Source organism: Streptococcus sp. A12, from assembly GCF_905372335.1.
Classification (GTDB): Bacteria; Bacillota; Bacilli; order Lactobacillales; family Streptococcaceae; genus Streptococcus.
Genome location: NZ_CAJPOU010000013.1, coordinates 1 through 20,527, shown reverse-complemented (window position 1 = coordinate 20,527; position 20,527 = coordinate 1). Strand labels below are relative to the sequence as shown.

Annotated in this window: 21 protein-coding genes, 1 tRNA gene and 2 pseudogenes; 20 read left to right on the top strand and 4 right to left on the bottom strand. The window is 43.8% G+C overall.

The genetic code is table 11. The features are described 5' to 3' along the window. Nucleotides 1–4: 4 nt before the first annotated feature. The 5 genes from QZ158_RS03125 to ldcB all read left to right on the top strand — a co-directional run bounded on the left by QZ158_RS03125 (nt 5) and on the right by ldcB (nt 4,824). Nucleotides 5–496 (top strand): prolyl-tRNA synthetase associated domain-containing protein, encoded by a 492-nt coding sequence (locus QZ158_RS03125; RefSeq protein ID WP_272078626.1) that lies wholly within the window; start codon nt 5–7, stop codon nt 494–496. A 21-nt stretch (nt 497–517) separates the two neighbouring features. Next, the gene (locus tag QZ158_RS03120) at nt 518–799 is read left to right on the top strand and encodes a rhodanese-like domain-containing protein (RefSeq protein WP_293874692.1); all 282 of its coding nucleotides are present in this window, start codon (nt 518–520) and stop codon (nt 797–799) included. A gap of 98 nt (nt 800–897) precedes the next feature. After that, entirely contained in the window at nt 898–2,214 is a 1,317-nt protein-coding gene (locus QZ158_RS03115; protein ID WP_293874690.1) for a DUF6574 domain-containing protein, read from the top strand. A gap of 65 nt (nt 2,215–2,279) precedes the next feature. Further along, nucleotides 2,280–4,040 carry a hypothetical protein gene (locus tag QZ158_RS03110; RefSeq protein WP_293874688.1) on the top strand — a complete coding sequence of 587 codons (1,761 nt, stop codon included), beginning with the start codon at nt 2,280–2,282 and terminating at the stop codon, nt 4,038–4,040. 10 nt (nt 4,041–4,050) lie between these two features. Beyond that, nucleotides 4,051–4,824 carry an LD-carboxypeptidase LdcB/DacB gene (gene ldcB / locus QZ158_RS03105; protein WP_293874686.1) on the top strand — a complete coding sequence of 258 codons (774 nt, stop codon included), beginning with the start codon at nt 4,051–4,053 and terminating at the stop codon, nt 4,822–4,824. Nucleotides 4,825–4,925: 101 nt separating this feature from the next. Here ldcB and QZ158_RS03100 read toward each other — a convergent pair whose 3' ends face one another. The 3 genes from QZ158_RS03100 to QZ158_RS03090 form a co-directional block, all read right to left on the bottom strand. Next, on the bottom strand, nt 4,926–5,168 hold the full coding sequence (locus tag QZ158_RS03100; protein WP_023023047.1) for a type B 50S ribosomal protein L31: 243 nt from the start codon (nt 5,166–5,168) through the stop codon (nt 4,926–4,928). Between the two features lie 221 nt (nt 5,169–5,389). After that, nucleotides 5,390–6,274, bottom strand: coding sequence for a hypothetical protein (locus QZ158_RS03095; RefSeq protein ID WP_293874680.1), 885 nt, complete (start codon nt 6,272–6,274; stop codon nt 5,390–5,392). 179 nt (nt 6,275–6,453) lie between these two features. Then, nucleotides 6,454–7,392 carry a bifunctional oligoribonuclease/PAP phosphatase NrnA gene (locus QZ158_RS03090; protein ID WP_293874722.1) on the bottom strand — a complete coding sequence of 313 codons (939 nt, stop codon included), beginning with the start codon at nt 7,390–7,392 and terminating at the stop codon, nt 6,454–6,456. Between the two features lie 176 nt (nt 7,393–7,568). Here QZ158_RS03090 and QZ158_RS03085 point away from each other — a divergent pair, with 176 nt between their 5' ends. The 8 genes and pseudogenes from QZ158_RS03085 (at nt 7,569) to QZ158_RS03050 (ending at nt 12,919) form a co-directional block, all read left to right on the top strand. Further along, nucleotides 7,569–8,012: a flavodoxin gene (locus QZ158_RS03085; protein ID WP_023026746.1), complete on the top strand. Its 444-nt coding sequence runs from the start codon at nt 7,569–7,571 to the stop codon at nt 8,010–8,012. Between the two features lie 132 nt (nt 8,013–8,144). Continuing rightward, nucleotides 8,145–8,417, top strand: a complete 273-nt coding sequence (locus QZ158_RS03080) for a chorismate mutase (RefSeq protein WP_293874677.1) — start codon at nt 8,145–8,147, stop codon at nt 8,415–8,417. 8 nt (nt 8,418–8,425) lie between these two features. Further along, nucleotides 8,426–9,637 (top strand): chloride channel protein, encoded by a 1,212-nt coding sequence (locus QZ158_RS03075; protein WP_293874675.1) that lies wholly within the window; start codon nt 8,426–8,428, stop codon nt 9,635–9,637. Nucleotides 9,638–9,754: 117 nt separating this feature from the next. Further along, on the top strand, nt 9,755–10,102 hold the full coding sequence (rplS, locus tag QZ158_RS03070; protein WP_003003254.1) for a 50S ribosomal protein L19: 348 nt from the start codon (nt 9,755–9,757) through the stop codon (nt 10,100–10,102). 42 nt (nt 10,103–10,144) lie between these two features. Next, nucleotides 10,145–10,216, top strand: a tRNA-Arg gene (locus tag QZ158_RS03065). 241 nt (nt 10,217–10,457) lie between these two features. Next, a pseudogene (gene cas9, locus QZ158_RS03060) lies at nt 10,458–11,395 on the top strand (type II CRISPR RNA-guided endonuclease Cas9); the annotation flags it as partial. After that, a complete protein-coding gene (csn2-St, locus tag QZ158_RS03055) occupies nt 11,376–11,654 on the top strand; it encodes a CRISPR-associated protein Csn2-St (RefSeq protein WP_366928175.1) in 279 nt (92 codons plus the stop codon). The pseudogene cas9 and the gene csn2-St, both read left to right, overlap by 20 nt. 452 nt (nt 11,655–12,106) lie before the next feature. Continuing rightward, nucleotides 12,107–12,919 (top strand): PrsW family glutamic-type intramembrane protease, encoded by an 813-nt coding sequence (locus QZ158_RS03050; RefSeq protein ID WP_293874671.1) that lies wholly within the window; start codon nt 12,107–12,109, stop codon nt 12,917–12,919. Nucleotides 12,920–12,963: 44 nt separating this feature from the next. On the opposite strand, the gene mnmE is transcribed toward QZ158_RS03050, so the two are convergent. Beyond that, on the bottom strand, nt 12,964–14,337 hold the full coding sequence (gene mnmE, locus QZ158_RS03045) for a tRNA uridine-5-carboxymethylaminomethyl(34) synthesis GTPase MnmE (RefSeq protein WP_293874669.1): 1,374 nt from the start codon (nt 14,335–14,337) through the stop codon (nt 12,964–12,966). A 162-nt stretch (nt 14,338–14,499) separates the two neighbouring features. On the opposite strand from mnmE, the gene rpiA reads away from it, so the two are divergent. From rpiA to QZ158_RS03010, 7 genes and pseudogenes are all read left to right on the top strand, one after another. Beyond that, nucleotides 14,500–15,177 (top strand): ribose-5-phosphate isomerase RpiA, encoded by a 678-nt coding sequence (gene rpiA, locus QZ158_RS03040; protein ID WP_040803071.1) that lies wholly within the window; start codon nt 14,500–14,502, stop codon nt 15,175–15,177. 126 nt (nt 15,178–15,303) lie between these two features. Continuing rightward, nucleotides 15,304–16,515, top strand: a complete 1,212-nt coding sequence (locus QZ158_RS03035) for a phosphopentomutase (protein WP_293874667.1) — start codon at nt 15,304–15,306, stop codon at nt 16,513–16,515. A 1-nt stretch (nt 16,516) separates the two neighbouring features. Beyond that, the gene (locus QZ158_RS03030; protein ID WP_293874665.1) at nt 16,517–17,059 is read left to right on the top strand and encodes a DUF1697 domain-containing protein; all 543 of its coding nucleotides are present in this window, start codon (nt 16,517–16,519) and stop codon (nt 17,057–17,059) included. 13 nt (nt 17,060–17,072) lie between these two features. Beyond that, nucleotides 17,073–17,882 (top strand): purine-nucleoside phosphorylase, encoded by an 810-nt coding sequence (locus tag QZ158_RS03025; protein WP_293874663.1) that lies wholly within the window; start codon nt 17,073–17,075, stop codon nt 17,880–17,882. 17 nt (nt 17,883–17,899) lie between these two features. Beyond that, on the top strand, nt 17,900–19,153 hold the full coding sequence (locus QZ158_RS03020; RefSeq protein ID WP_293874661.1) for a chloride channel protein: 1,254 nt from the start codon (nt 17,900–17,902) through the stop codon (nt 19,151–19,153). A gap of 411 nt (nt 19,154–19,564) precedes the next feature. Beyond that, nucleotides 19,565–20,275: a purine-nucleoside phosphorylase gene (deoD, locus tag QZ158_RS03015; protein ID WP_293874659.1), complete on the top strand. Its 711-nt coding sequence runs from the start codon at nt 19,565–19,567 to the stop codon at nt 20,273–20,275. Continuing rightward, nucleotides 20,275–20,527, top strand: a pseudogene (locus tag QZ158_RS03010) (hypothetical protein); the annotation flags it as partial. The gene deoD and the pseudogene QZ158_RS03010, both read left to right, overlap by 1 nt.

Sequence of the window (20,527 nt, the reverse complement as noted above, 5' to 3'; positions counted from 1 at the left end):
TGCCATGGATGCATATCAAAAAGTCAAAGACAAATTGGACGAACTCGGGATTGAATTTGATGTGGTGGAGCATCCACCTGCCTTCACGACTGAGCAAGCCGATTCCTATATTGAAGGTTTAGAAGGTGTCCGAACAAAGTCCATGTTTTTGACCAACAAAAAGAAAACTCAGTACTATCTGCTCATCATGGATGACCAGAAACCCTTGGACATGGATGATTTCAAAGAGCAAGTTGGAGCCAATCGGATCCGAATGGCTTCAGCTGAATCGCTAGCTGAAAAAATGCAATTACCAGCAGGGACGGTATCTCCATTTGGCTTGTTAAACAATGAAGAAAAAGATATTCTCGTCTATTTCGATCAGGACATTGTGTCAGAGGAGATCATGACCTTCCATCCGAACACCAATGAAAAGACCATCTTTATCAAAACCCAAGACCTATTCCGCTTTTTAGAGTCCATTGACTTTAACTATGAAATACTAACCTTGCCATAGTGGCATCAAAAAGGAGAAATCATGAAAGAAATTCCATTTAATGACTTTTTAGCAAAGTACCAGGCAGGAGAAATCCAAGTCCTCGATGTCCGTGAGCAGGAGGAATATGATGCCCTCCATCTGGACGGAGTGACCTTGCTTCCCTTATCAGTGTTGGCAGAACGGTACGCAGAACTAGACAAGGAGCAAGCCTATTATGTCATCTGCAAGTCTGGTCGACGCTCGGCTCGCGCCTGCCAATTTTTGGCAGAAGCGGGTTATGACGTGACCAACGTCCAAGGTGGCATGGATGCATTTGACTAGTTGCGAGATCGCAGCTTGTGGATTCCGGTAGAACATTGAATTCTAGTGGAAATTTTTATATAATATATCTGTATTTTGTTTTATAAGGAGATTATTTTATGATCAAACAGGATTGGCTTGATTACTTTGAAGCTGTGAACGGTCGTTCAGCAACTGAAGCAGAGATTGCTCAAGCATTGGCTGCAGGTGAGTTCCAAGAAGAACAGGTAGCCCAAGAAACTTCACAATTTGTAGGTGCTCCAGTGGCTCCAGAGCAAACAAACGCTGGCTTTGTTGCTGCTCCAGCTGCACCAGAAGAAGTGACTTCACAGTACGTTGCAGCCCCAGCAGCACCAGCTCCAGCAGCACCACAATTCGCTGCTGCCCCAGAAGCACCAGTGCAAGAAGCACCACAATTTGCTGCTGCCCCAGAAGCGCCAGTGCAAGAAGCGCCACAATTTGCTGCAGCGCCAGAAGCACCTGTGCAAGAAGCGCCACAATTCGCTGCTGAACCAGAAGCACCAGTGCAAGAGGCACCACAATACACTGCTGCTCCAGAAGCACCAGTACAAGAAGCGCCACAGTTTAATGTTGCCCCAGAAGCACCAGTACAAGAAGCACCACATTTCACTGCTGCTCCAGAAGCGCCAGCCTTTGGTGCTCAACCAAATAGCTTCCAACAAGCGCCTCAACAACAGCCACAACCAGGATTTGGTCAACCAGCTCCAGGTCAAGCTCCAGGTCAAGGATTCCAACAAGCACCTTATCCAGGTCAACCTCAACCAGGTCAAGCCTATTATGCACAACCAAGTCAATTTGGAATAGCTGTTGGTGGTTATTGGAATTGGTTCCTTTCAGCCTTGAAACGTCCGTCGGCAGAGTATAATACAAAAGCTCTCAATGGAATTTTGCAATATGTCTTGACAGCTTTTGTCTTGACCTTGGCAACTTTTTTCACAGCTAGTGGTTTTACAGGCGGATATGGAATGGACTTCCGTGCCTTTATGTTAACATTGATTTCAATGTTCTTTACTATTTATGCTTTCCAAGTAACAGGATTCTTTGTCCGTCGCGTGGTTCTTCAAGACAAGGAATATAGTTATGGTCGCTCATTTGAAGAGTTTGGACGCTTATCCGTCTACAATTTACCACTTGCTCTGCTTGCTTTCTTAACAGGACTTATTAAAGTTTATGAATTTTATGGATTAGTAAACTACCTCATTTTCTTATTATTCTTTGTTGGGACTTGCTATGTAGTTCACCTAGGTTTGAACAAATCAAGCTTAAAAGCTGACAGATTTTTGCTTTTGATGGCATCATCTATAATCGTGTTTCTCATTGCAATCTTTGTCCTTTATGTGAATGCTCGTATTTTAGAACAAGTAGCTGCAGGTTTTATTCCAAATACTCCAAGTTTCTCAAACTTTAGATTCTAGATATACCATGAAATGGAAGGTGGGAGATCCACTTTCCCTATTTTATAGTGAGGGAGAAAAGATTCATGCAAAAGAAATGGGTAGAATTATTTGAAAAAGTAATCGGTCGTAAACCGACTGCTGAAGAATTTATTGCAGGAAGAGAGACTGGCTTTGATTTTAAGGCAATCAAATCGATTGCAGGAGTGGCGATTGATCAGGTACCAACGGAACCTACAGGACTAGGAAACCAGGAACCGGTAGAAGAGGTTGTAAATCCTCTCCAACAGGCTTGGGAAGAGCGCTTCGTTACTCTTTATGGACGATCACCAGTTTCTGAAGAGATTGAAGCTGCACGAAGTCAGAATTTTGAAATCGTTGAAGTACCTGCTTCTTCAGTTGAGTTGGAAGAGGACAATCAAACAACACATGTCTTGGCCCCAGTGACAAGCTCATCAGAGGCACCAGAAATCCTGCCCCAGCCAGTTGAAACAATGGTGACAGCAAATGCGCTCGAACAAGAGGACTCTGTTAAGAAAGGCAAGAAAAAGGGTAAGAAAAAGAAAGTCTTTCTCTTTAGTCTACTTGCTTTATTGGTCTTGATTTTGTCTGGTCTAGGTTATTACTTCTCGTCAACAACCGGCCCACAGGTTACAGTAGATAAATTGGTTACGGCTATTGAACATAAGGATTATCGAGAAGTAGCTAGCATTCTTTCTAGTGACAAGGATAAGTGGACCAAGGAAGAAGCTCAAAGCTTACTAGACTATATGACTTCTCAGAAGATCGATGTCATTTACGAATTAGATCATATCGCCCAGTCTTCAAAAACAGGGATTGTCAAGGATAAAAAACAGAATCTGCTGATTGGAATTGAGAAAGCGAATAAGAAATTTGGTATTTTTCAAGAATACCGCATTACGACTTATCCACTTGAAGTCGCAGCGATCACGAATCTAGATGATGCCAAGCTTAAGACCAGCGAAAAAGAGTCGACAGTGCTCAAGAAGAACCAAACGACCAAGCTTGGAAAGGTTCACTTTGCTTCACGTGACATGCAACTAGATGGGAAGACCGAAGTTGGAAAGATCTCTAGTGGTGTGAAGTTAGATCCGGCTCAGGCCTCTAAAAATAAGCTGGACTTGACTTTTAATTCGGAGAAACGTCTTCTTGAGGTTGAATTCCCGGAAGAAGTCAGCAATCCAACTGACATTAAGGTTGCAGTTAATGGTAAGGAAGTCGGCACAAGCACCTTATTTGAAGTTGATGTAGTGGCCCATCAAGAAATAGAAGTTCACGCTGTTTTTAACTTGAATGGTGAGAGCTATACAACTGAAAAGGCAAAAGTCACTATTGGAGAAACTTCAGATGATGATGAAGTCATCACTTTGAAACTTTCTAAAGATGTTATTAAACGATTGAAGGATGCTGAGACTGCACGTAAAGCTAAGGAAGAAGAAGCTAAGAAGGCTGAAGAGAAAAAGGCCTCTGTAACCTCCTTCCTTCAAGACTACCGCACAGATGTCTTCTCATCTGTCTCAAGTAGATCCAACAACTACTCCAAGTACTATGACACTTCAAGTGACGCCTACAAGGAAATGGTGGAGTGGACAACAGGTGGAGGAGTCAAGAAGGCTGAAATTGACTACTATACACCAGGTGTTTTTAATGTTCTTAGTGTTACTGAAGAGAACGGATCCATTATCGTGAAAACCCATGAAGAATATACTGTACACTATGTGACCAGCCGAAAAGATAGCCAGAGTAGCAAGGACAAGACCTATACTCTAAAACCAGTAGGGGATACCTACGTGATTACGGCTATTACGGTCACAGCTGGCAATTAGGAGATTAATGATGAAATTAAGCATGAAAAAATTGACGCTTGCAGGTCTTCTCATATTGAGTCTGGGAGCTTGTGGCCAACAGAACGATTCAAAGAACTCGGTACAAAATGAGCCTGCTTCCAGTAAGCAAGTCGATCAGTCATCCACTAGAAAAGAAAGAAGATCATCTGAAGCAAGTTCGTCTGATGATAACGAAAAGTCAACGAAGAAGGCTGGTGAAGTCACAGTAGACAAAGGTGTTTCCTTCAATGGTTCTTATTACAGTGTCCAAGGGAAGTCTGGAGATATCGTCATCGCCAACAAGCACTATCCCTTAGCTGCAGACTACAATCCAGGTGAGGATCCAACAGCTGTTGCGGCCTTGCACGAGTTGATTGCTGCCATGCAGGCTGAAGGCTATGCTATTAGCGATCAGTACAGTGGTTTCCGCAGTTATGAAACCCAGGTTGATCTCTACCAAAGCTATGTCAATCAAGACGGTGCAGCTGCAGCAGATCGCTACTCAGCTCGTCCTGGCTATAGTGAGCACCAGACAGGTCTAGCATTTGACCTCATCGATACTAGTGGCAATCTGGTCCAAGAAGCAGGCGCAAGTAAATGGTTGCTCAAGAATGCTGCTAAGTATGGCTTTATCGTCCGTTATCAAGAAGGAAAAGAAGCGAGCACAGGTTACATGCCTGAAAGCTGGCACCTTCGCTATATCGGAGAAGATGCAAAAGATGTCGCAGCTTCAGGAAAAAGCCTAGAAGAATACTTCAACTTTACCGGTGGCGATTACGAATAATAAGAATACCGCTCTTTCAGAAAGCCTGAAGGGGCGGTATTTTAGTGCTGAGAAGGACAAGAAAAAACCACTGCCAAGTGGAAGTGGTTTTGATACGTTTCTTATTTGAGACCGTATTTTTTGTTGAAACGATCCACACGTCCATCTGCTTGAGTGAACTTTTGACGTCCAGTGTAGAATGGGTGTGAGTCTGATGAAATTTCAACACGGATCAATGGGTAAGTTTCACCTTCGAATTCAACAGTCTCGTTAGAGTACTTAGTTGAACCACTAAGGAACTTATAACCAGTAGTAGTGTCCATGAAGACAACAGGGCGATATTCTGGATGGATATCTTTTTTCATTTTGCAATAATTCCTTTCTGCCATGGTCTCTTTCCGAGCCATAGATTGTTACTAAGCTAGTTTATCAAAAACAAAAGAGTTTGGCAAGGATTTTTACCAAATTTTTCGCATTTTATAAAGAAAAAAGTGAGAGAAGCTTATCCAATTAGGTAAGCTTTTCCCACTCTGTCTAACAGTCCTAGAAAGGAAATATTAGACATGTAAGATCAATAGAAATCTGTTTATTCTTGACCAGGTTCAGTAGTTGGCTGTTCTGGTTGTTGTGGTTGCCAAGGTTGTTGTGGTTGCCAAGGTTGTTGTGGTTGCCAAGGTTGTTGCGGTGCTTGTTGGAATCCTTGTTGCGGCTGTCGAGGCGCTTGTTGGAACCCCTGTTGCGGCTGTTGCGGCGCTTGTTGGAACCCTTGTTGCGGTTGTTGAGGTGCTTGTTGGAACCCTTGTTGAGGTTGTTGAGGTGCTTGTTGGAATCCTTGTTGCGGTTGTTGAGGCGCTTGTTGGAACCCTGGTTGTGGTTGTTGCGGCTGTTGAGGTTGTTGAGGCGCTTGTTGGAACCCTTGTCCTGGAGCAGGATGTCCAAACCCTTGTTGTGGTTGTTGCCATTGTTGTTGTCCAGGTTGACCTGGTTGTTGAGGTGATTGGACAGATGATGCAACAGACTGAACAAAACCTTTACCTGTTGATGCAAGTTCTTGGAATGTTCCTTTAGTGATTTTACCACCAGACATGGCAAGGAGTCCTGCGATAACAGTAGCGATACTTGCAAGAACAGCAAGAATCAAACCAAAACCAATAGAAACACCATAGTCACCAAAGTTAATAGCATATTTTCCGACATTAATCATATTAACGAGAGTTAAGATGGATTCGAGTACACCGATAACGATAACACCGATGGAAAAATTTTTGTTCATAGGTGAAGTAATATTTGAAAGGCAAGCTAGGACGATGGCCCCAATAGATAGGACGATGATGAACCATCCATCTCCACCATGTGTTCCACTGACACTGTAACTTCCGAAGGCTCCAGCATTAAATGAACCCCATGGCAAGAAGCTAGAAATAATAGCAAGAGCTGCTGCGACGATGATAAAAATACGATGCTTATGCATAATAGGTCTCCTTTTTTTGTGATTATTATAACATAAATAAGCTCAAACTGGAATGGAGTTTTAAGAAATTGTTCACATTTTTCTAAATTTTATTAAGATTCATTCGTTTTTTGTTCAAAATGAAAAAAGTCAGTCGTCTCCACTAGAAACAACTGACCTGCTTGCTTGATTTTCACTATCTATTTTGCCTTGGCAACTTCCTGTAGTTCCCGATAGATTTGCTCGTTCTCTTCTAAGGAATAAGAATTGGCTCCACTGGCGAGGGGGTGGCCTCCACCATCGTGGCGTTTTGCAATCTCATTGATCACCAGAGCCTTACTTCTCATACGGACGCGGTAGTGACCATCAGCTTGCTCGACAAAGATAGCCCAGACGCTGACGTCTTCGATCCGACCAGGTGCTGAGACGATCGCAGCGGTCTCGGCATCTGTGATTTGGTAGTGTTTGAGGAGCTCTTGGGTCAGGGTTACGCGACTAGCTCCATTTTCATCGATTTCGAGATGGTCATAGACATAGCCTTGAAGCTTGGCGATCTTGGAGCTCATGCTGTCCATCTGACGAGAAAGACCTGCAAAGTCAAAGTCAAAGCTACGAAGGTGGGCAACCATCTCGAAAGTCCGGCTGGTCGTCGAAGGATAGAGGAAGCGTCCAGTGTCTCCGACAATACCAGCATAGAGGAGACGGGCTGCTTCTGGACTGATCTCAAGCTGTTGTTCAAGAGCAAAGAGGGTGATAAGCTCACTCGTAGAGCTTGAATCTGTGTCTACCCAGAGGAGATCTCCGTAGGCATCGTCGTTTGGATGGTGGTCGATTTTGATCAGAAAATCGCTGCTCGTGTAGCGTTTATCATCGATGCGAGGGGTGTTGGCAGTATCGCAGACAATGACTAGGGCACCTGCATAGTCCTCATCTGTTACAGTATCCATGCTAGCCATCCAAGCAAGTGACGGCTCGTTATATCCGGTAGCTAGGACTCTTTTATCTGGAAAGTTGGTCTGGATGATTTCTTTCAGACCGACCTGGCTTCCAATCGCATCCGGATCGGGATTCATATGACGGTGAAGGATAATGGTATCGTAGTGGTTGATTTTCTCTAAAATGTCCTGTGTGATCTGCATATAGTACCTCATTTAATTCTCTTTCAATTTTAGCATAAGGAGGTCATTTGGAAAAGAAAAAGGTTGTCTAGCCTCAGGTGGACAATTTCCGAACAATGCTAGACTCCCAGTACTTCCCCATGCAAAATGCGCGCGAAAGTGGTATAATGTCATAAGATTATTATTTGGAGGGAATTATGACATTAGCAAAGATTGTTTTTGCAAGTATGACAGGAAATACCGAAGAGATTGCTGATATCGTAGCAGATAAGTTTCGTGATCTTGGTGTCGAGGTAGAAGTCGACGAATGTACAACAGTAGACGCAGAGGACTTTCTTGAAGCTGATATTGCAGTCGTAGCGACCTATACCTACGGTGATGGTGAGCTTCCTGATGAAATCGTAGACTTTTATGAAGACTTAGCGGGTCTTGACTTGAATGGTAAGATCTACGGTGTTGTTGGATCCGGTGATACCTTCTACGACGAGTTCTGTAAGGCAGTCGATGACTTTGATCGTGTCTTTGCAGCGACTGGTGCGGTCAAAGGTTCTGAGTGCGTCAAGGTAGACTTGTCAGCTGAAGATGAAGATATTGAAAAATTAGAAGCTTTTGCAGAAGAAGTCGTAGCAAAAGTGGGCTAATCCATAGCTAAGAAAGGTGTTTGCATGTTGCAGGCACTTTTTTATGGTTGAAATCCTTCAATAGCTGAATAGGGCTAGTAAGATTGCCCGATATTTGATAAAATGGGTAGCAAAAAGTAAGGAGGCCAGTGTATGGAACTAGAGAAGATTCGCCAAGAGATTGATAGCATTGATAAAGAATTGGTCCGTCTGTTAGAACGCCGGATGCACTGTGTGGAAGGTGTCATTCGCTACAAAGAAACCCATCAAAACCCAGTCTTGGACCGGGCTAGAGAAGATGAGGTCTTAGCCAATGTAGCCAGCTTGGTACAAGAAAAACGCTATGAAGAGACCATCCTTTCCACTTATCGGGATTTGATGAAGCGCTCCAGAGGCTACCAAGCCGATCAATTAGATGCGGACTAGGTGCTGAGATGACGATGAGTAAAAGAACCTTAGTGTATACCCTAGATGCCCTCATGATCGGAGCGATCGTTGGGGTGATTGATACCCTTTTTGGCCGTGTCTTGATCGGGATTGGAGAAGTTCGTACAGACTATCTCCTATATCTCTTGCCCTTTCTGGCTCTAGCAGGTATCTTGATCACCTATCTCAATCGCACCTATGGTGGCAAGAGTCAAAAAGGGATGGAACTTCTCTTTGAAGTGGGTGAGGGAAGGGAGAAAAACATTCCCAAGCGCTTGATCCCCTTGACCATCCTCTCCACTTGGATGACGCATCTCTTTGGTGGATCCGCTGGTCGCGAAGGAGTGGCGGTCCAGCTCGGTGGGACAGTGGCCCATGCTCTACGAAGAGATGGACTTGGCCCAGATGCTTCACGGATCTATTTGGTCACTGGGATGGCTGCTGGTTTTGGTGGGCTCTTTCAGACGCCTCTAGCCGCCATTTTCTTTGCTATGGAGGTCTTAGTGGTTGGAAGACTGGAGTGGCGGGCTCTCTATCCTGCGACCATTGCAGCCTTTGTCGCTAATTGGACCTCTCATACCTTGGGGCTAGAGAAGTTCACCCAGGTCATTTCAGACAAGCTTTCCTTATCGCCTCAAGTGATCTTGAAGTTGCTGGTCTTAGGAGTCATCTTTGGTCTGACAGGTAAGCTCTTTGCCTATCTTTTGGGGCAGTTAAAAATTAGCTTTGCCAAGACCTTTGCCAATCCCTATATGCGGATTGGAGTGGTCGGTCTAGGACTGAGTGTCCTCTTGTATCTGATAGGGACAGGTCGCTATACAGGACTGGGGACCAATTTGATCTCCCAAAGTTTTGCGGGAGCTGATGGGAAGAGCTTGATCACTGGAGCAGACTGGATCCTTAAGCTCCTCTTTACGGTGACGACCATAGCGGCAGGCTATAAGGGAGGAGAAGTGACCCCGCTCTTTTCTATTGGGGCAAGTCTAGGTGTCTGGCTAGCTCCTTTCTTTGGACTTCCGGTTTATCTAGTAGCGGCCTTGGGCTATGCTGCAGTCTTTGCAGGGGCAACCTCGACGACGATTGGCCCCATCTTGATCGGGTGTGAGGTCTTTGGCTTCCAGCATTGGCCGGCTTTTCTCCTAGGCTGTCTGGTCGCTACGCATCTCTTACCATCATTGTCTATCTATGGTGGGCAAAAAGTTGCGAAAAAGTTGCAATAATCCTTTACAAACGGACATTCTTTTGGTATTATAAACTTTGTGCGTAATGGAAGCACAAAAATACAGTTTATCCGCTGGGGGAGTAGCCCTCAAGATTGACGAAGATAGGAGAATAAAATGAATCCATTAATCCAAAGCTTGACTGAAGGTCAACTTCGTACTGATATCCCTGCATTCCGTCCTGGTGACACTGTTCGTGTACACGCGAAAGTTGTCGAAGGATCTCGTGAACGTATCCAGATCTTTGAAGGCGTTGTTATCGCTCGTAAAGGTCAAGGACACACTGAAATGTACACTGTTCGTAAAATCTCTAACGGTGTCGGTGTTGAACGTACATTCCCAGTACACACTCCACGTGTAGAAAAGATTGAAGTTGTACGTTACGGTAAAGTACGTCGTGCGAAATTGTACTACCTTCGTGCATTGCAAGGTAAAGCAGCTCGTATTAAAGAAATCCGTCGTTAAGACGAACAAGGAGGCGGGAGTGATCTCGCTTCTTTTTTATAGGTCCCCTTAGTTCAATGGATATAACAACTCCCTCCTAAGGAGTAGTTGCTGGTTCGATTCCGGCAGGGGACATAAATTTATGACGATGAGGGATTTTCTATTTGAATAGAGATTCTTTTTTTCGAGACTTTCCTTACAGAAAAATTTATATAAAAATAGTTTATCCACCTTTTAAAGGAACTCGTGCATGCGAGTTCCTTTTTGTGTTTAAATTTAAAGTCAAAAAAATTGAATACCTCCATATAATGAATTGATTTTTTAGGAGGGAAGGGGTAAAATTGTATTAATATAATAATCAATAGGAGGTTTGATTGTGAATGGTTTAGTTTTGGGCTTAGACATAGGTGTTGCTTCAGTTGGTGTAGGTATTCTAAAGAAAGATACTGGTGAAATTATTCATGCAAATTCTCGTCTTTTCCCAGCTGCAACAGCTGACAATAATGTTGAGAGAAGGACTAGTAGACAGGCTAGACGATTAAATCGTCGGAAAAAACATCGTAGTGTTCGTCTTCATGATTTATTTGAAGACTTTGGTTTGTTAACTGATTTCTCTAAGGTGTCAATTAATCTAAATCCTTATCAACTTCGTGTACAAGGGTTGGATGATCAATTAACTAATGAAGAGTTGTTTATCGCTTTAAAGAATATTGTTAAGAGACGTGGTATTAGCTATTTGGATGATGCTTCTGAGGATGGCGGTACAGTATCGTCTGATTACGGTAAAGCAGTTGAAGAAAATAGAAAATTACTTGCTGAAAAAACACCTGGTCAAATTCAACTAGATCGTTTCGAAAAATATGGTCAGCTTAGAGGGGATTTCACTGTAGTAGAAAATGGTGAAAACGCCGATTGATCAATGTTTTTTCAATATCTGCTTATAGAAAAGAAGCAGAAAGAATTCTTAGAAAACAGCAAGAATTCAATAATAAGATTACAGATGAGTTTATAGAAGACTATTTAACAATACTAACGGGAAAATGAAAATACTACCATGGTCCAGGGAATGAAAAATCACGAACCGATTATGGACGTTATAGAACAGATGGAACTACCCTAGATAATATTTTTGGTATTTTAATTGGTAAATGTACATTTTATCCTGATGAATATCGTGCTTCAAAAGCTTCCTATACTGCTCAAGAGTTTAACTTACTAAATGATTTAAATAATTTAACAGTTCCAACAGAAACCAAGAAATTGAGTGAGGAACAAAAGAAGATAATTGTCGAGTATGCGAAAACAGCTAAAACATTTTTATTCTTTAGAATTTATGTATGATCGTTTTACTAATCAATATCCAATAAATCAAATACCTAATAAACAAGAGTTTTTATCATCTTTAAGGAAGATTGGACCTTATTTATTTAGTTCTGACATTCTTCATATGAGTTTATCAATTGAGGATCAAGTAGCATTGAGAATATTAAACAATTTGTACCAGTATGAAATGAAAATAAAATTCCATATTGAACCAGTCAACCCAATGTTATTGAAGTATTTAGAAGAATAGTATTGACGAGTTATGTCTAAGACTTTATAATGGTTTTGAGCTACAAAAACCAAAATTGACGAATTTGAGGTTTTTGTACTCTCAAGATTTAAGTAACTGTACAACCCTGCAGTGGTAGCGGAATAATGGCTAAGAGTTTTTGTACTCTCAAGATTTAAGTAACTGTACAACTGAATGCGAGGGAATGGAAGTTGAGGAGGTTGAGTGAGTTTTAGAGCTGTGTTGTTTCGAATGGTCCCAAAACAATACACATCCAATCCATCCAAACATCACCGTTTTAAAGCTGTGTTGTTTCGAATGGTCCCAAAATGCCTTCAATAATTTGCAGTCACTAGCAGTCTCTATTACCCGTAGCCATTTATTGTTTTTTTAAGCTTTTATTGTTACAATATCCATATAGACAAAAAGACTGGTCTTCCAGCCTTTTTAATTGTTTTAAAGAAAGGTTTTTTATGAAACGCAAATCGATTTTGTTTCTATTTTTATTTTTGCTCTCGATTGGTCTGGCCTATGAGACGCAGTCTATCACAGCTGGTTGGATGACAGGCAGCCAGTATGGAATCATTGGTATCTCTGTCCTCTTGCTCCTAGTTTATGCGATTCCTGCTGTTTGGGCTCTCTTTCATTTCGCCAAGAAGTGGAAGTTGTCTTGGATTCCGGTTCTTTTTTCTCTTCTAGGTGGGGGATTTATCGCAGGTTGGTTGTCTAGTTTTGCCAATACCTATTTCCACGAGATGATTCAAGCGGTAGCGCCTAATAGCGACTTTTGGAACCAGTATGAGAGTGCCATCGCAGGCCCTCTCTTTGAGGAACCCTTCAAGTTGATTCCGATCTTCTTTGTCCTCTACTTGTTCAATGTACGTCGGATCAAATCCATCTTCCTTTTAGCGATTGCATCTGGTCTTGGTTTCCAGATTGTGGAGGACTTTGCCTATATCCGTCAAGACATGCCAGAAGGTTTCTCTTACGCAGTATCTGGCATTCTAGGTCGGATTATGAATGGGGTCGTATCACACTGGGTCTACACAGCCCTCTTCATGGTGGGTCTCTACTTGATCCTTCAAGCGACAAAAGGTCGCAAGGAGTTGATGCTGACGGGTTGGTTCTATTTTGTATCTGGTTTTGGCCTTCACTTTGTTGGTAATTCACCATTTGGCCAAATCGAGACAGAACTCCCTCTCGCTATTCCATTCTTGACAGCAGTAGGACTCTTCTTGATCTACCAAGCCTACCTCACTGTCCAAAGTCTGGACCAAGGAAATTAAGAATAGAAAAATCGTATGTTTGCAACATACGATTTTTTTGAATCTTATTTTCCAAGACAGAACTGGCTGAAGAGTTGGGTGATGAGCTCGTCTGGAGCAGCGTCTCCTGTGATCTCTCCAAGGATTTCCCAAGTGCGGGTCAGGTCGACTTGGAGTAGATCTACTGGCATGCCCATAGCCAGGCCTTCGTTGACTGCTTGGAGGCTTTCAACGGCTTTCTCAATGAGAGAGATGTGGCGGGCATTGGAGAGGTAAGTAGCATCTTGCTCGACCAGTCCAGCATTTTCGAAGAAGAGGGCATTGATCCGGTCTTCGATCTGGTTGATATTTTGGTTTTTCAGGACGGAAATTTTGATATGATCGGCAGGAATCTCGTCCAACTCGATTTGCTGCGGGAGATCGACCTTGTTGAGGAGGATGATGCGGTTGCTGTCTTGAGAAATTTCCAGCAACTGGCGATCCTGATCGGTCAAGGGTTCACTGGCATTGAGGACCAGAAGGACCAGGTCGGCTTCTTTAAGGGCTTTGCGAGAGCGCTCCACACCGATGCGTTCGACGATGTCCTCGGTCTCGCGGATCCCAGCCGTATCGACCAGCTTGAGAGGCACCCCGTTGATGTTGACGTATTCCTCGATGACGTCACGGGTGGTCCCTTCAATATCAGTAACGATGGCTTTTTCCTCGCGCAGGAGGTTGTTGAGAAGGCTAGACTTACCGACGTTTGGCCGGCCGATGATAGCAGTAGAGATCCCTTCGCGGAGGATCTTACCACGACGAGCTGTCTTGAGGAGATTGGTCAAGAGGGCTTCAAACTCAGTGGTCTTCTCACGGATGATCTCAGTCGTTGCTTCCTCTACATCGTCGTACTCAGGATAGTCGATGTTGACTTCGACCTGAGCCAGGGTATTGAGGATCTCTTGGCGCGTGTTGTTGATGAGATCAGAGAGGGATCCGTCCAACTGTTTGACAGCGATGTTCATAGCCTTGTCAGTCTTGGCGCGGATAATGTCCATGACCGCCTCAGCCTGGGTCAAATCGACCCGACCATTGAGGAAGGCCCGCTTGGTAAATTCACCAGGTTCAGCTAATCGAGCGCCTTCGCGGATCACTAATTGTAGGATTTCATTGGTCACCGCAATCCCACCGTGGGTATTGATCTCGATAATATCTTCTCGAGTGAAGGTCTTAGGAGAGCGCATGGCTCCGACCATGACTTCGTCGAGGATCTCATCCTTATCTGGATCTACGATATGGCCGTAGTTGAGGGTATGGCTAGCCACGCTATTCAAGTCTTTTCCTTTAAAAATCTTTTGTGCGATTTTAAAGCTGTCTGTTCCACTCAAGCGGACAATCCCAATAGCCCCTTCACCGAGCGGAGTCGAGATCGCAGCGATAGTATCAAATTCTCTAGTAATCATGTATCTTCTCTTTTCCTGTGTATTCTCTTCTATTCTATCGTAAACTAGCAAGAGGGGCAAGATATTGCTTTTGGAAGGAGAAGTTGAAAAGGTTTTCAGTTAAGTAGTGAAATCTGTCGGCCAATATGCTATACTAAATATGAATAGAAATGGAGGTCTATGATGGTAAACCTAAAAGAACAGGTAGGCATTAAGGCGGCTGAGTTTGTTACTGACGGCATGATTGTCGGTCTTGGTACAGGGTCAACTGCTTATTATTTTGTGGCTGAATTGGGACGTCGCATCAAGGAAGAAGGCTTGAAGATTACTGCTGTAACGACCTCAAGCGTGACTTATGAGCAGGCGGAAGGTTTGGGAATTCCTCTCAAAGCCATTGACGATGTAGAAGTAGTAGACTTGACCGTAGATGGTGCGGATGAAGTAGACCCAGCTTTGAACGGGATTAAAGGTGGGGGCGGTGCCCTCTTGATGGAGAAAATCGTTGCGACCAACTCAAAAGACTGCATCTGGATTGTCGATGAGTCTAAACAAGTGGAGACGCTTGGTGCCTTTAAACTACCAGTAGAAGTGGTTCAATACGGAGCAGAGAATCTTTTCCGTCATTTTGAGAAGAAGGGCTATTCACCAGCTTACCGTGAAAAGGATGGCCAGCGCTTTGTGACCGACCAAGGCAACTTTATCATTGATTTGGATTTGAAAGTGATCCCAGATGCTGAAGCCTTGGCAGAAGAGTTGGACCGGACTGTCGGTGTTGTCGACCATGGTCTTTTCTTAGGAATGGTTTCCAAAGTCATCGTTGGGACACCAGAAGGTCCAAAAATCATTAGCAAATCACTTTAAAAAGGGCATTTTGTCCTTTTTTCTGAGGATACGAAACTTATTTATAAAATTTTATATGAAAGCGTTACATTTTCAAAAATTTGTGTTATACTGTATTCAGTTTAAATTATAAAGGAGACATTCAAAATGCCAAAATTTAATCGTATGCATTTAGTTGTATTGGATTCAGTAGGGATCGGAGCAGCTCCAGATGCTAATAACTTTGTCAATGCCGGTGTACCTGATGGCGCATCTGACACACTTGGACACATCTCAAAAGCAGTTGGTTTGAATGTACCAAACATGGCAAAGCTTGGTCTTGGAAATATTCCTCGTGAACAAGCCTTGAAGACTGTTCCGGCTGAGAGCAATCCAACTGGTTACGCTACGAAGTTAGAAGAAGTCTCTCTTGGAAAAGATACCATGACAGGTCACTGGGAAATCATGGGCCTTAATATTACAGAACCCTTTGATACTTTCTGGAGTGGATTCCCAGAAGAAATTATTACTAAGATTGAAGAATTCTCAGGTCGTAAGGTCATCCGCGAAGCTAACAAACCTTATTCTGGTACAGCGGTCATCGATGACTTCGGACCACGCCAAATGGAAACTGGCGAGTTGATCATCTATACATCAGCTGACCCAGTTCTTCAAATCGCAGCTCACGAAGACATCATTCCTTTGGATGAACTCTACCGTATCTGTGAATACGCTCGTTCTATTACGTTGGAACGTCCGGCTCTTCTTGGACGTATCATTGCTCGCCCTTATGTAGGGGAGCCAGGAAACTTCACACGTACGGCCAACCGTCGTGACTTGGCTGTTTCACCATTTGCTCCAACTGTTTTGGACAAATTGAACGAAGCTGGTATCGATACTTACTCAGTCGGTAAGATCAGCGATATTTTCAATGGTGCTGGTATCAACCACGATATGGGCCACAACAAATCAAACAGCCACGGTATTGACAACTTGATCAAGGCTATGAAATCAGAAGACTTTAAACATGGCTTCTCATTCACTAACTTGGTAGACTTCGATGCCCTTTATGGACACCGTCGTGATCCACACGGTTACCGCGATTGCTTGCATGAGTTTGACGAGCGCTTGCCAGAAATCATCGCTGCCATGAAAGAAGATGATCTCTTGATGATCACGGCTGACCACGGAAATGACCCTACATACGCTGGTACAGACCATACGCGTGAATACATCCCATTCTTGGCTTATAGCCCTGCTTTTAAAGGAAATGGTGTCATTCCAGTTGGACATTTTGCAGATATCTCGGCGACTGTTGCCGATAACTTTGGTGTGGAAACTGCCATGATTGGGGAAAGTTTCTTAGATAAATTGGTATAAGATGATGAGCTATGCTTTACTGGTAAGGGGCATTAATGTCGGTGGGAAAAATAAAGTTGTCATGGCGCAACTTCGTCAAGAACTGACAGAGTTGGGGCTGGAAAAGGTTGAAACCTACATCAATAGTGGCAATATCTTCTTTACGACGGATCTTCCTCGGACTCAGTTAGTGGAGGAGCTGTCGACCTTCTTTGAAACCTACTATCCTTTCATACAGCGCTTTTCTCTCCTGTGTCGAGAAGACTATGAAGCGGAATGTGTGAACTTACCGGACTGGTGGACAGAAGAGATGGCTCGTAAGGATGTCCTCTTTTACACCGAGGGCTTGGATAGGAAATCCGTAGAAGAGAAGTTGCTTGCTTTAGATTTAGGAGAAGAAGTGCTCCACTTTGGCAAGCTAGCGATTTTCTGGGGGAAATTATCAGAAGCAAGCTATGCTAAAACGGCCTACCACAAACATCTGATGAAGATGCCTTTCTATCGTCAGATGACTATTCGCAATGCCAACACCTTTGACAAAATCGGTACATTACTTAAGAAATAATAGGAGGAACACAATGACATTATTAGCAAAAATCAATGAAACAGCAGCATTTTTGAAGGGCAAAGGAATCGAAGCTCCTGAGTTCGGTTTGATCCTTGGTTCAGGTCTTGGAGAATTGGCTGAAGAAATTGAAAATGCCGTCGTAGTAGACTACTCTGACATTCCAAACTGGGGTCAATCTACAGTAGTCGGACACGCTGGTAAATTGGTTTATGGTGATCTTGCTGGACGTAAAGTCTTGGCTCTTCAAGGTCGTTTCCACTTCTACGAAGGAAACCCATTGGAAGTGGTGACTTTCCCAGTTCGTGTCATGAAAGTTTTGGGATGTGAAGGGGTTCTTGTCACCAACGCTGCTGGTGGTATTGGATATGGACCAGGTACCTTGATGGCTATCACTGACCACATCAACATGACAGGTCAAAACCCATTGATCGGTGAAAACTTGGAAGACTTTGGTCCACGTTTCCCTGATATGTCGAAAGCTTACACTCCAGAATACCGCGAGACTGCTCATCAAGTAGCAGACAAATTGGGCATTAAGTTGGATGATGGCGTTTATATCGGTGTGACAGGTCCTACATACGAAACTCCAGCTGAAATCCGTGCATATAAGACTCTTGGAGCAGATGCTGTCGGTATGTCAACTGTTCCAGAAGTTATCGTTGCTGCTCACTCTGGTTTGAAAGTTCTTGGTATTTCATGCATTACTAACTTTGCGGCTGGTTTCCAAGAAGAGCTCAACCACGAAGAAGTAGTGGAAGTGACAGAGCGCGTCAAAGGCGACTTTAAAGGATTGCTAAAAGCGATTCTTGCTGAATTGTAAGAACCTTGGAAAGAATTGTGAGATCTCTTCAAACAATTCCCTATAAACGAAGACTAGTCCTAGCAGCTTGTCTGCTAGGGCTCATTTCGGGTTTAGCGGGTATCTTTCTTCATTACCTATTAGAATTAGTGGAAGGATTGGCTGTTGGTCGTTCAGAGCACCAGTCTGGCTTCTTGACGGATGGAGTGGCGCCTTCACGGATTTGGCTCAGTCTGTTTCTTGTTGGTGCCAGCTCAGCCTTGGTCTGGTATCTCCTCCAGCGAAAGGGAAACATTCTTTCTATCAAGGGCCAGATGAAGGAGGAGCCTTCACGTCCTCGTCTTCATTTCTGGGAGCAGATGCTCCATTCCACCTGGCAAATCATTGCCGTAGGAGCTGGTGCACCAGTAGGAAAAGAAGGAGCACCCCGGGAGATTGGGGCCTTGTTGGCGACTCCGCTTGGACGAGCACTAGACTTATCGTTTCAGGACCGCATCTTTCTGATTGCTTGTGGGGCTGGTGCAGGCTTGGCAGCAGTCTACCAAGTACCACTAACCAGTGTCTTTTTTATCTTTGAAACCTTGGGGCTGGCTTTTTCGATGAAACGCTTTGTCTTGGCCGGGATTACCACTTATGTGGCTGCTTATACGGCAGGTTTGGTCATTTCAGACAGAGCCCTCTATCAAGTGCCCGAAATAACTTGGTCACCTACAGTCTTATGGCAGATGGTTATCTTCATTACCTTCCTGACTCCAGTCGCCTGGCTCTTTGCCCGTTTCACAAAGAAGGCCTCCAATCATCGAATTAAGGACAAACGAATTCTTATCACTTTGCCATTAGCATTTGTTTTCCTAGCTGGTCTAGCGAGCTTCCAGCCCCACCTGCTTGGAAATGGGCGGATGATGGCTCAGGAAATCCTCAATGGGGCCACATGGCAGACAATCTTTCTTCTATTAACCCTAAAAGCTCTAGTCGTTCTGGTTACCTTTTGGGCAGGTTCCTATGGAGGGACTCTGACGCCTTCCTTTGCACTGGGAATGGCAGGAGCAGCCCTCATCTCTTTGGTACTTGGTGTTGGAAATACTCCAGCTTTCTTTCTCCTAGGTTCGGTTTGCTTTTTGACAGTGACTCTAAAGGCCCCCTTATCTGCAACTGGCTTGGTCCTTGGGTTTACGGGACAAGGGTTAACAGTTCTACCCTATCTCTTGCTGACAGCTTTTCTAACTGTTGGTTTCTCCAAAGGATTGGATCATCTCATGGGGAAAAAAATCAAGGAGTCTTCAGCTAGATAAGATTCAGTAGTTTTTATGTAGGGGATTTACCCTACAAGCTAGGTGAAACCTATCTTCTTATGGTATAATTTAAGTAAGCATATAAAGGAACCAGGCTTGTTGGGGCTGGAATAAACCTCACTTTTGATGCCGGACCTCTATGATGAATCCGGAAAGCTAGAGTTTGTGTTGCGATTTGAACATGAGCAGAAAGCTTTCTAAAAAATACACACAGAAAGGTAGAGCATGTGTTCTGATTTGAACACGAGCGGAAAGCTTTTCAAAACAAAAAATGAAAGGAAGGGTAGTTCGGGTTTGAATTGAACCCGGGCTAGAGGCTGTGTAAAAAAGATAAATCCTTCTAGATGCGTAGCATCTTTGTCGGATTTCCTATTTTTACTTTGCCTCTTTAACGCCCTTGGTATCTTAATTATGTCTATCCATATTGCTGCTAAGCAAGGTGAAATTGCTGATAAAATTCTCCTTCCTGGAGATCCTCTTCGTGCGAAATTTATAGCTGAGAACTTTTTAGAAGACGCTGTTTGCTTCAACGAAGTTCGGAACATGTTTGGTTACACGGGTACTTACAAGGGTCATCGCGTGTCTGTCATGGGGACTGGAATGGGGATGCCATCCATCTCTATCTATGCGCGTGAGTTGATCGTGGACTACGGCGTGAAGAAATTGATCCGTGTGGGTACAGCTGGTTCTTTGAATGGCGATGTCCACGTCCGTGAATTGGTCTTGGCGCAAGCTGCCGCAACCAACTCAAACATCATCCGTAACGACTGGCCTCAATACGATTTCCCACAAATCGCAAGCTTTGATTTGCTAGATAAGGCCTACCACATTGCCAAAGACCTTGGTATGACCACTCACGTTGGTAATGTCTTGTCTTCTGATGTCTTCTATTCAAACTACTTTGAAAAGAACTTGGAGCTTGGTAAATGGGGCGTAAAAGCTGTGGAAATGGAAGCAGCGGCTCTTTACTATTTGGCAGCTCAATACCATGTGGATGCCCTTGCCATCATGACCATTTCTGATAGCTTGGTTAATCCAGATGAGGATACGACTGCAGAAGAACGTCAAAATACTTTCACTGATATGATGAAAGTTGGTCTTGAAACCTTGATCGTAGACTAATGACAGAATACCTTCATGATGAATGGCTCTACGATCTTCAGACCTACCAGTATAGTCGGGCCCTTCGCTCTGCTAAGAAGCAGAAAGGCGTGCCAGAGCTGGTCTTGACCATATTGCAGTTAATGGCCGAGCGTCGAGAGCTCAATATCCAACCGATCATGAACCAAAAGTTGAAAACCGAGTTGCTAGAAGTGACTGGTTTTCAGCTTTTTTGGCATGAGGACCCAGAAGAGGAACAGTTGGCTAACTACC

Coding starts and splice junctions, on each gene's coding strand:
- csn2-St (WP_366928175.1), top strand. CDS start 11,376: ATGCGAAAACAGCTAAAACATTTTTATTCTTTAGAATTTATGTATGAT.
- QZ158_RS03125 (WP_272078626.1), top strand. CDS start 5: ATGGATGCATATCAAAAAGTCAAAGACAAATTGGACGAACTCGGGATT.
- QZ158_RS03075 (WP_293874675.1), top strand. CDS start 8,426: ATGACGATGAGTAAAAGAACCTTAGTGTATACCCTAGATGCCCTCATG.
- QZ158_RS03115 (WP_293874690.1), top strand. CDS start 898: ATGATCAAACAGGATTGGCTTGATTACTTTGAAGCTGTGAACGGTCGT.
- mnmE (WP_293874669.1), bottom strand. CDS start 14,337: ATGATTACTAGAGAATTTGATACTATCGCTGCGATCTCGACTCCGCTC.
- QZ158_RS03120 (WP_293874692.1), top strand. CDS start 518: ATGAAAGAAATTCCATTTAATGACTTTTTAGCAAAGTACCAGGCAGGA.
- QZ158_RS03085 (WP_023026746.1), top strand. CDS start 7,569: ATGACATTAGCAAAGATTGTTTTTGCAAGTATGACAGGAAATACCGAA.
- rplS (WP_003003254.1), top strand. CDS start 9,755: ATGAATCCATTAATCCAAAGCTTGACTGAAGGTCAACTTCGTACTGAT.
- QZ158_RS03035 (WP_293874667.1), top strand. CDS start 15,304: ATGCCAAAATTTAATCGTATGCATTTAGTTGTATTGGATTCAGTAGGG.
- QZ158_RS03025 (WP_293874663.1), top strand. CDS start 17,073: ATGACATTATTAGCAAAAATCAATGAAACAGCAGCATTTTTGAAGGGC.
- rpiA (WP_040803071.1), top strand. CDS start 14,500: ATGGTAAACCTAAAAGAACAGGTAGGCATTAAGGCGGCTGAGTTTGTT.
- deoD (WP_293874659.1), top strand. CDS start 19,565: ATGTCTATCCATATTGCTGCTAAGCAAGGTGAAATTGCTGATAAAATT.
- QZ158_RS03030 (WP_293874665.1), top strand. CDS start 16,517: ATGATGAGCTATGCTTTACTGGTAAGGGGCATTAATGTCGGTGGGAAA.
- QZ158_RS03050 (WP_293874671.1), top strand. CDS start 12,107: ATGAAACGCAAATCGATTTTGTTTCTATTTTTATTTTTGCTCTCGATT.
- QZ158_RS03095 (WP_293874680.1), bottom strand. CDS start 6,274: ATGCATAAGCATCGTATTTTTATCATCGTCGCAGCAGCTCTTGCTATT.
- ldcB (WP_293874686.1), top strand. CDS start 4,051: ATGAAATTAAGCATGAAAAAATTGACGCTTGCAGGTCTTCTCATATTG.
- QZ158_RS03080 (WP_293874677.1), top strand. CDS start 8,145: ATGGAACTAGAGAAGATTCGCCAAGAGATTGATAGCATTGATAAAGAA.
- QZ158_RS03100 (WP_023023047.1), bottom strand. CDS start 5,168: ATGAAAAAAGATATCCATCCAGAATATCGCCCTGTTGTCTTCATGGAC.
- QZ158_RS03090 (WP_293874722.1), bottom strand. CDS start 7,392: ATGCAGATCACACAGGACATTTTAGAGAAAATCAACCACTACGATACC.
- QZ158_RS03110 (WP_293874688.1), top strand. CDS start 2,280: ATGCAAAAGAAATGGGTAGAATTATTTGAAAAAGTAATCGGTCGTAAA.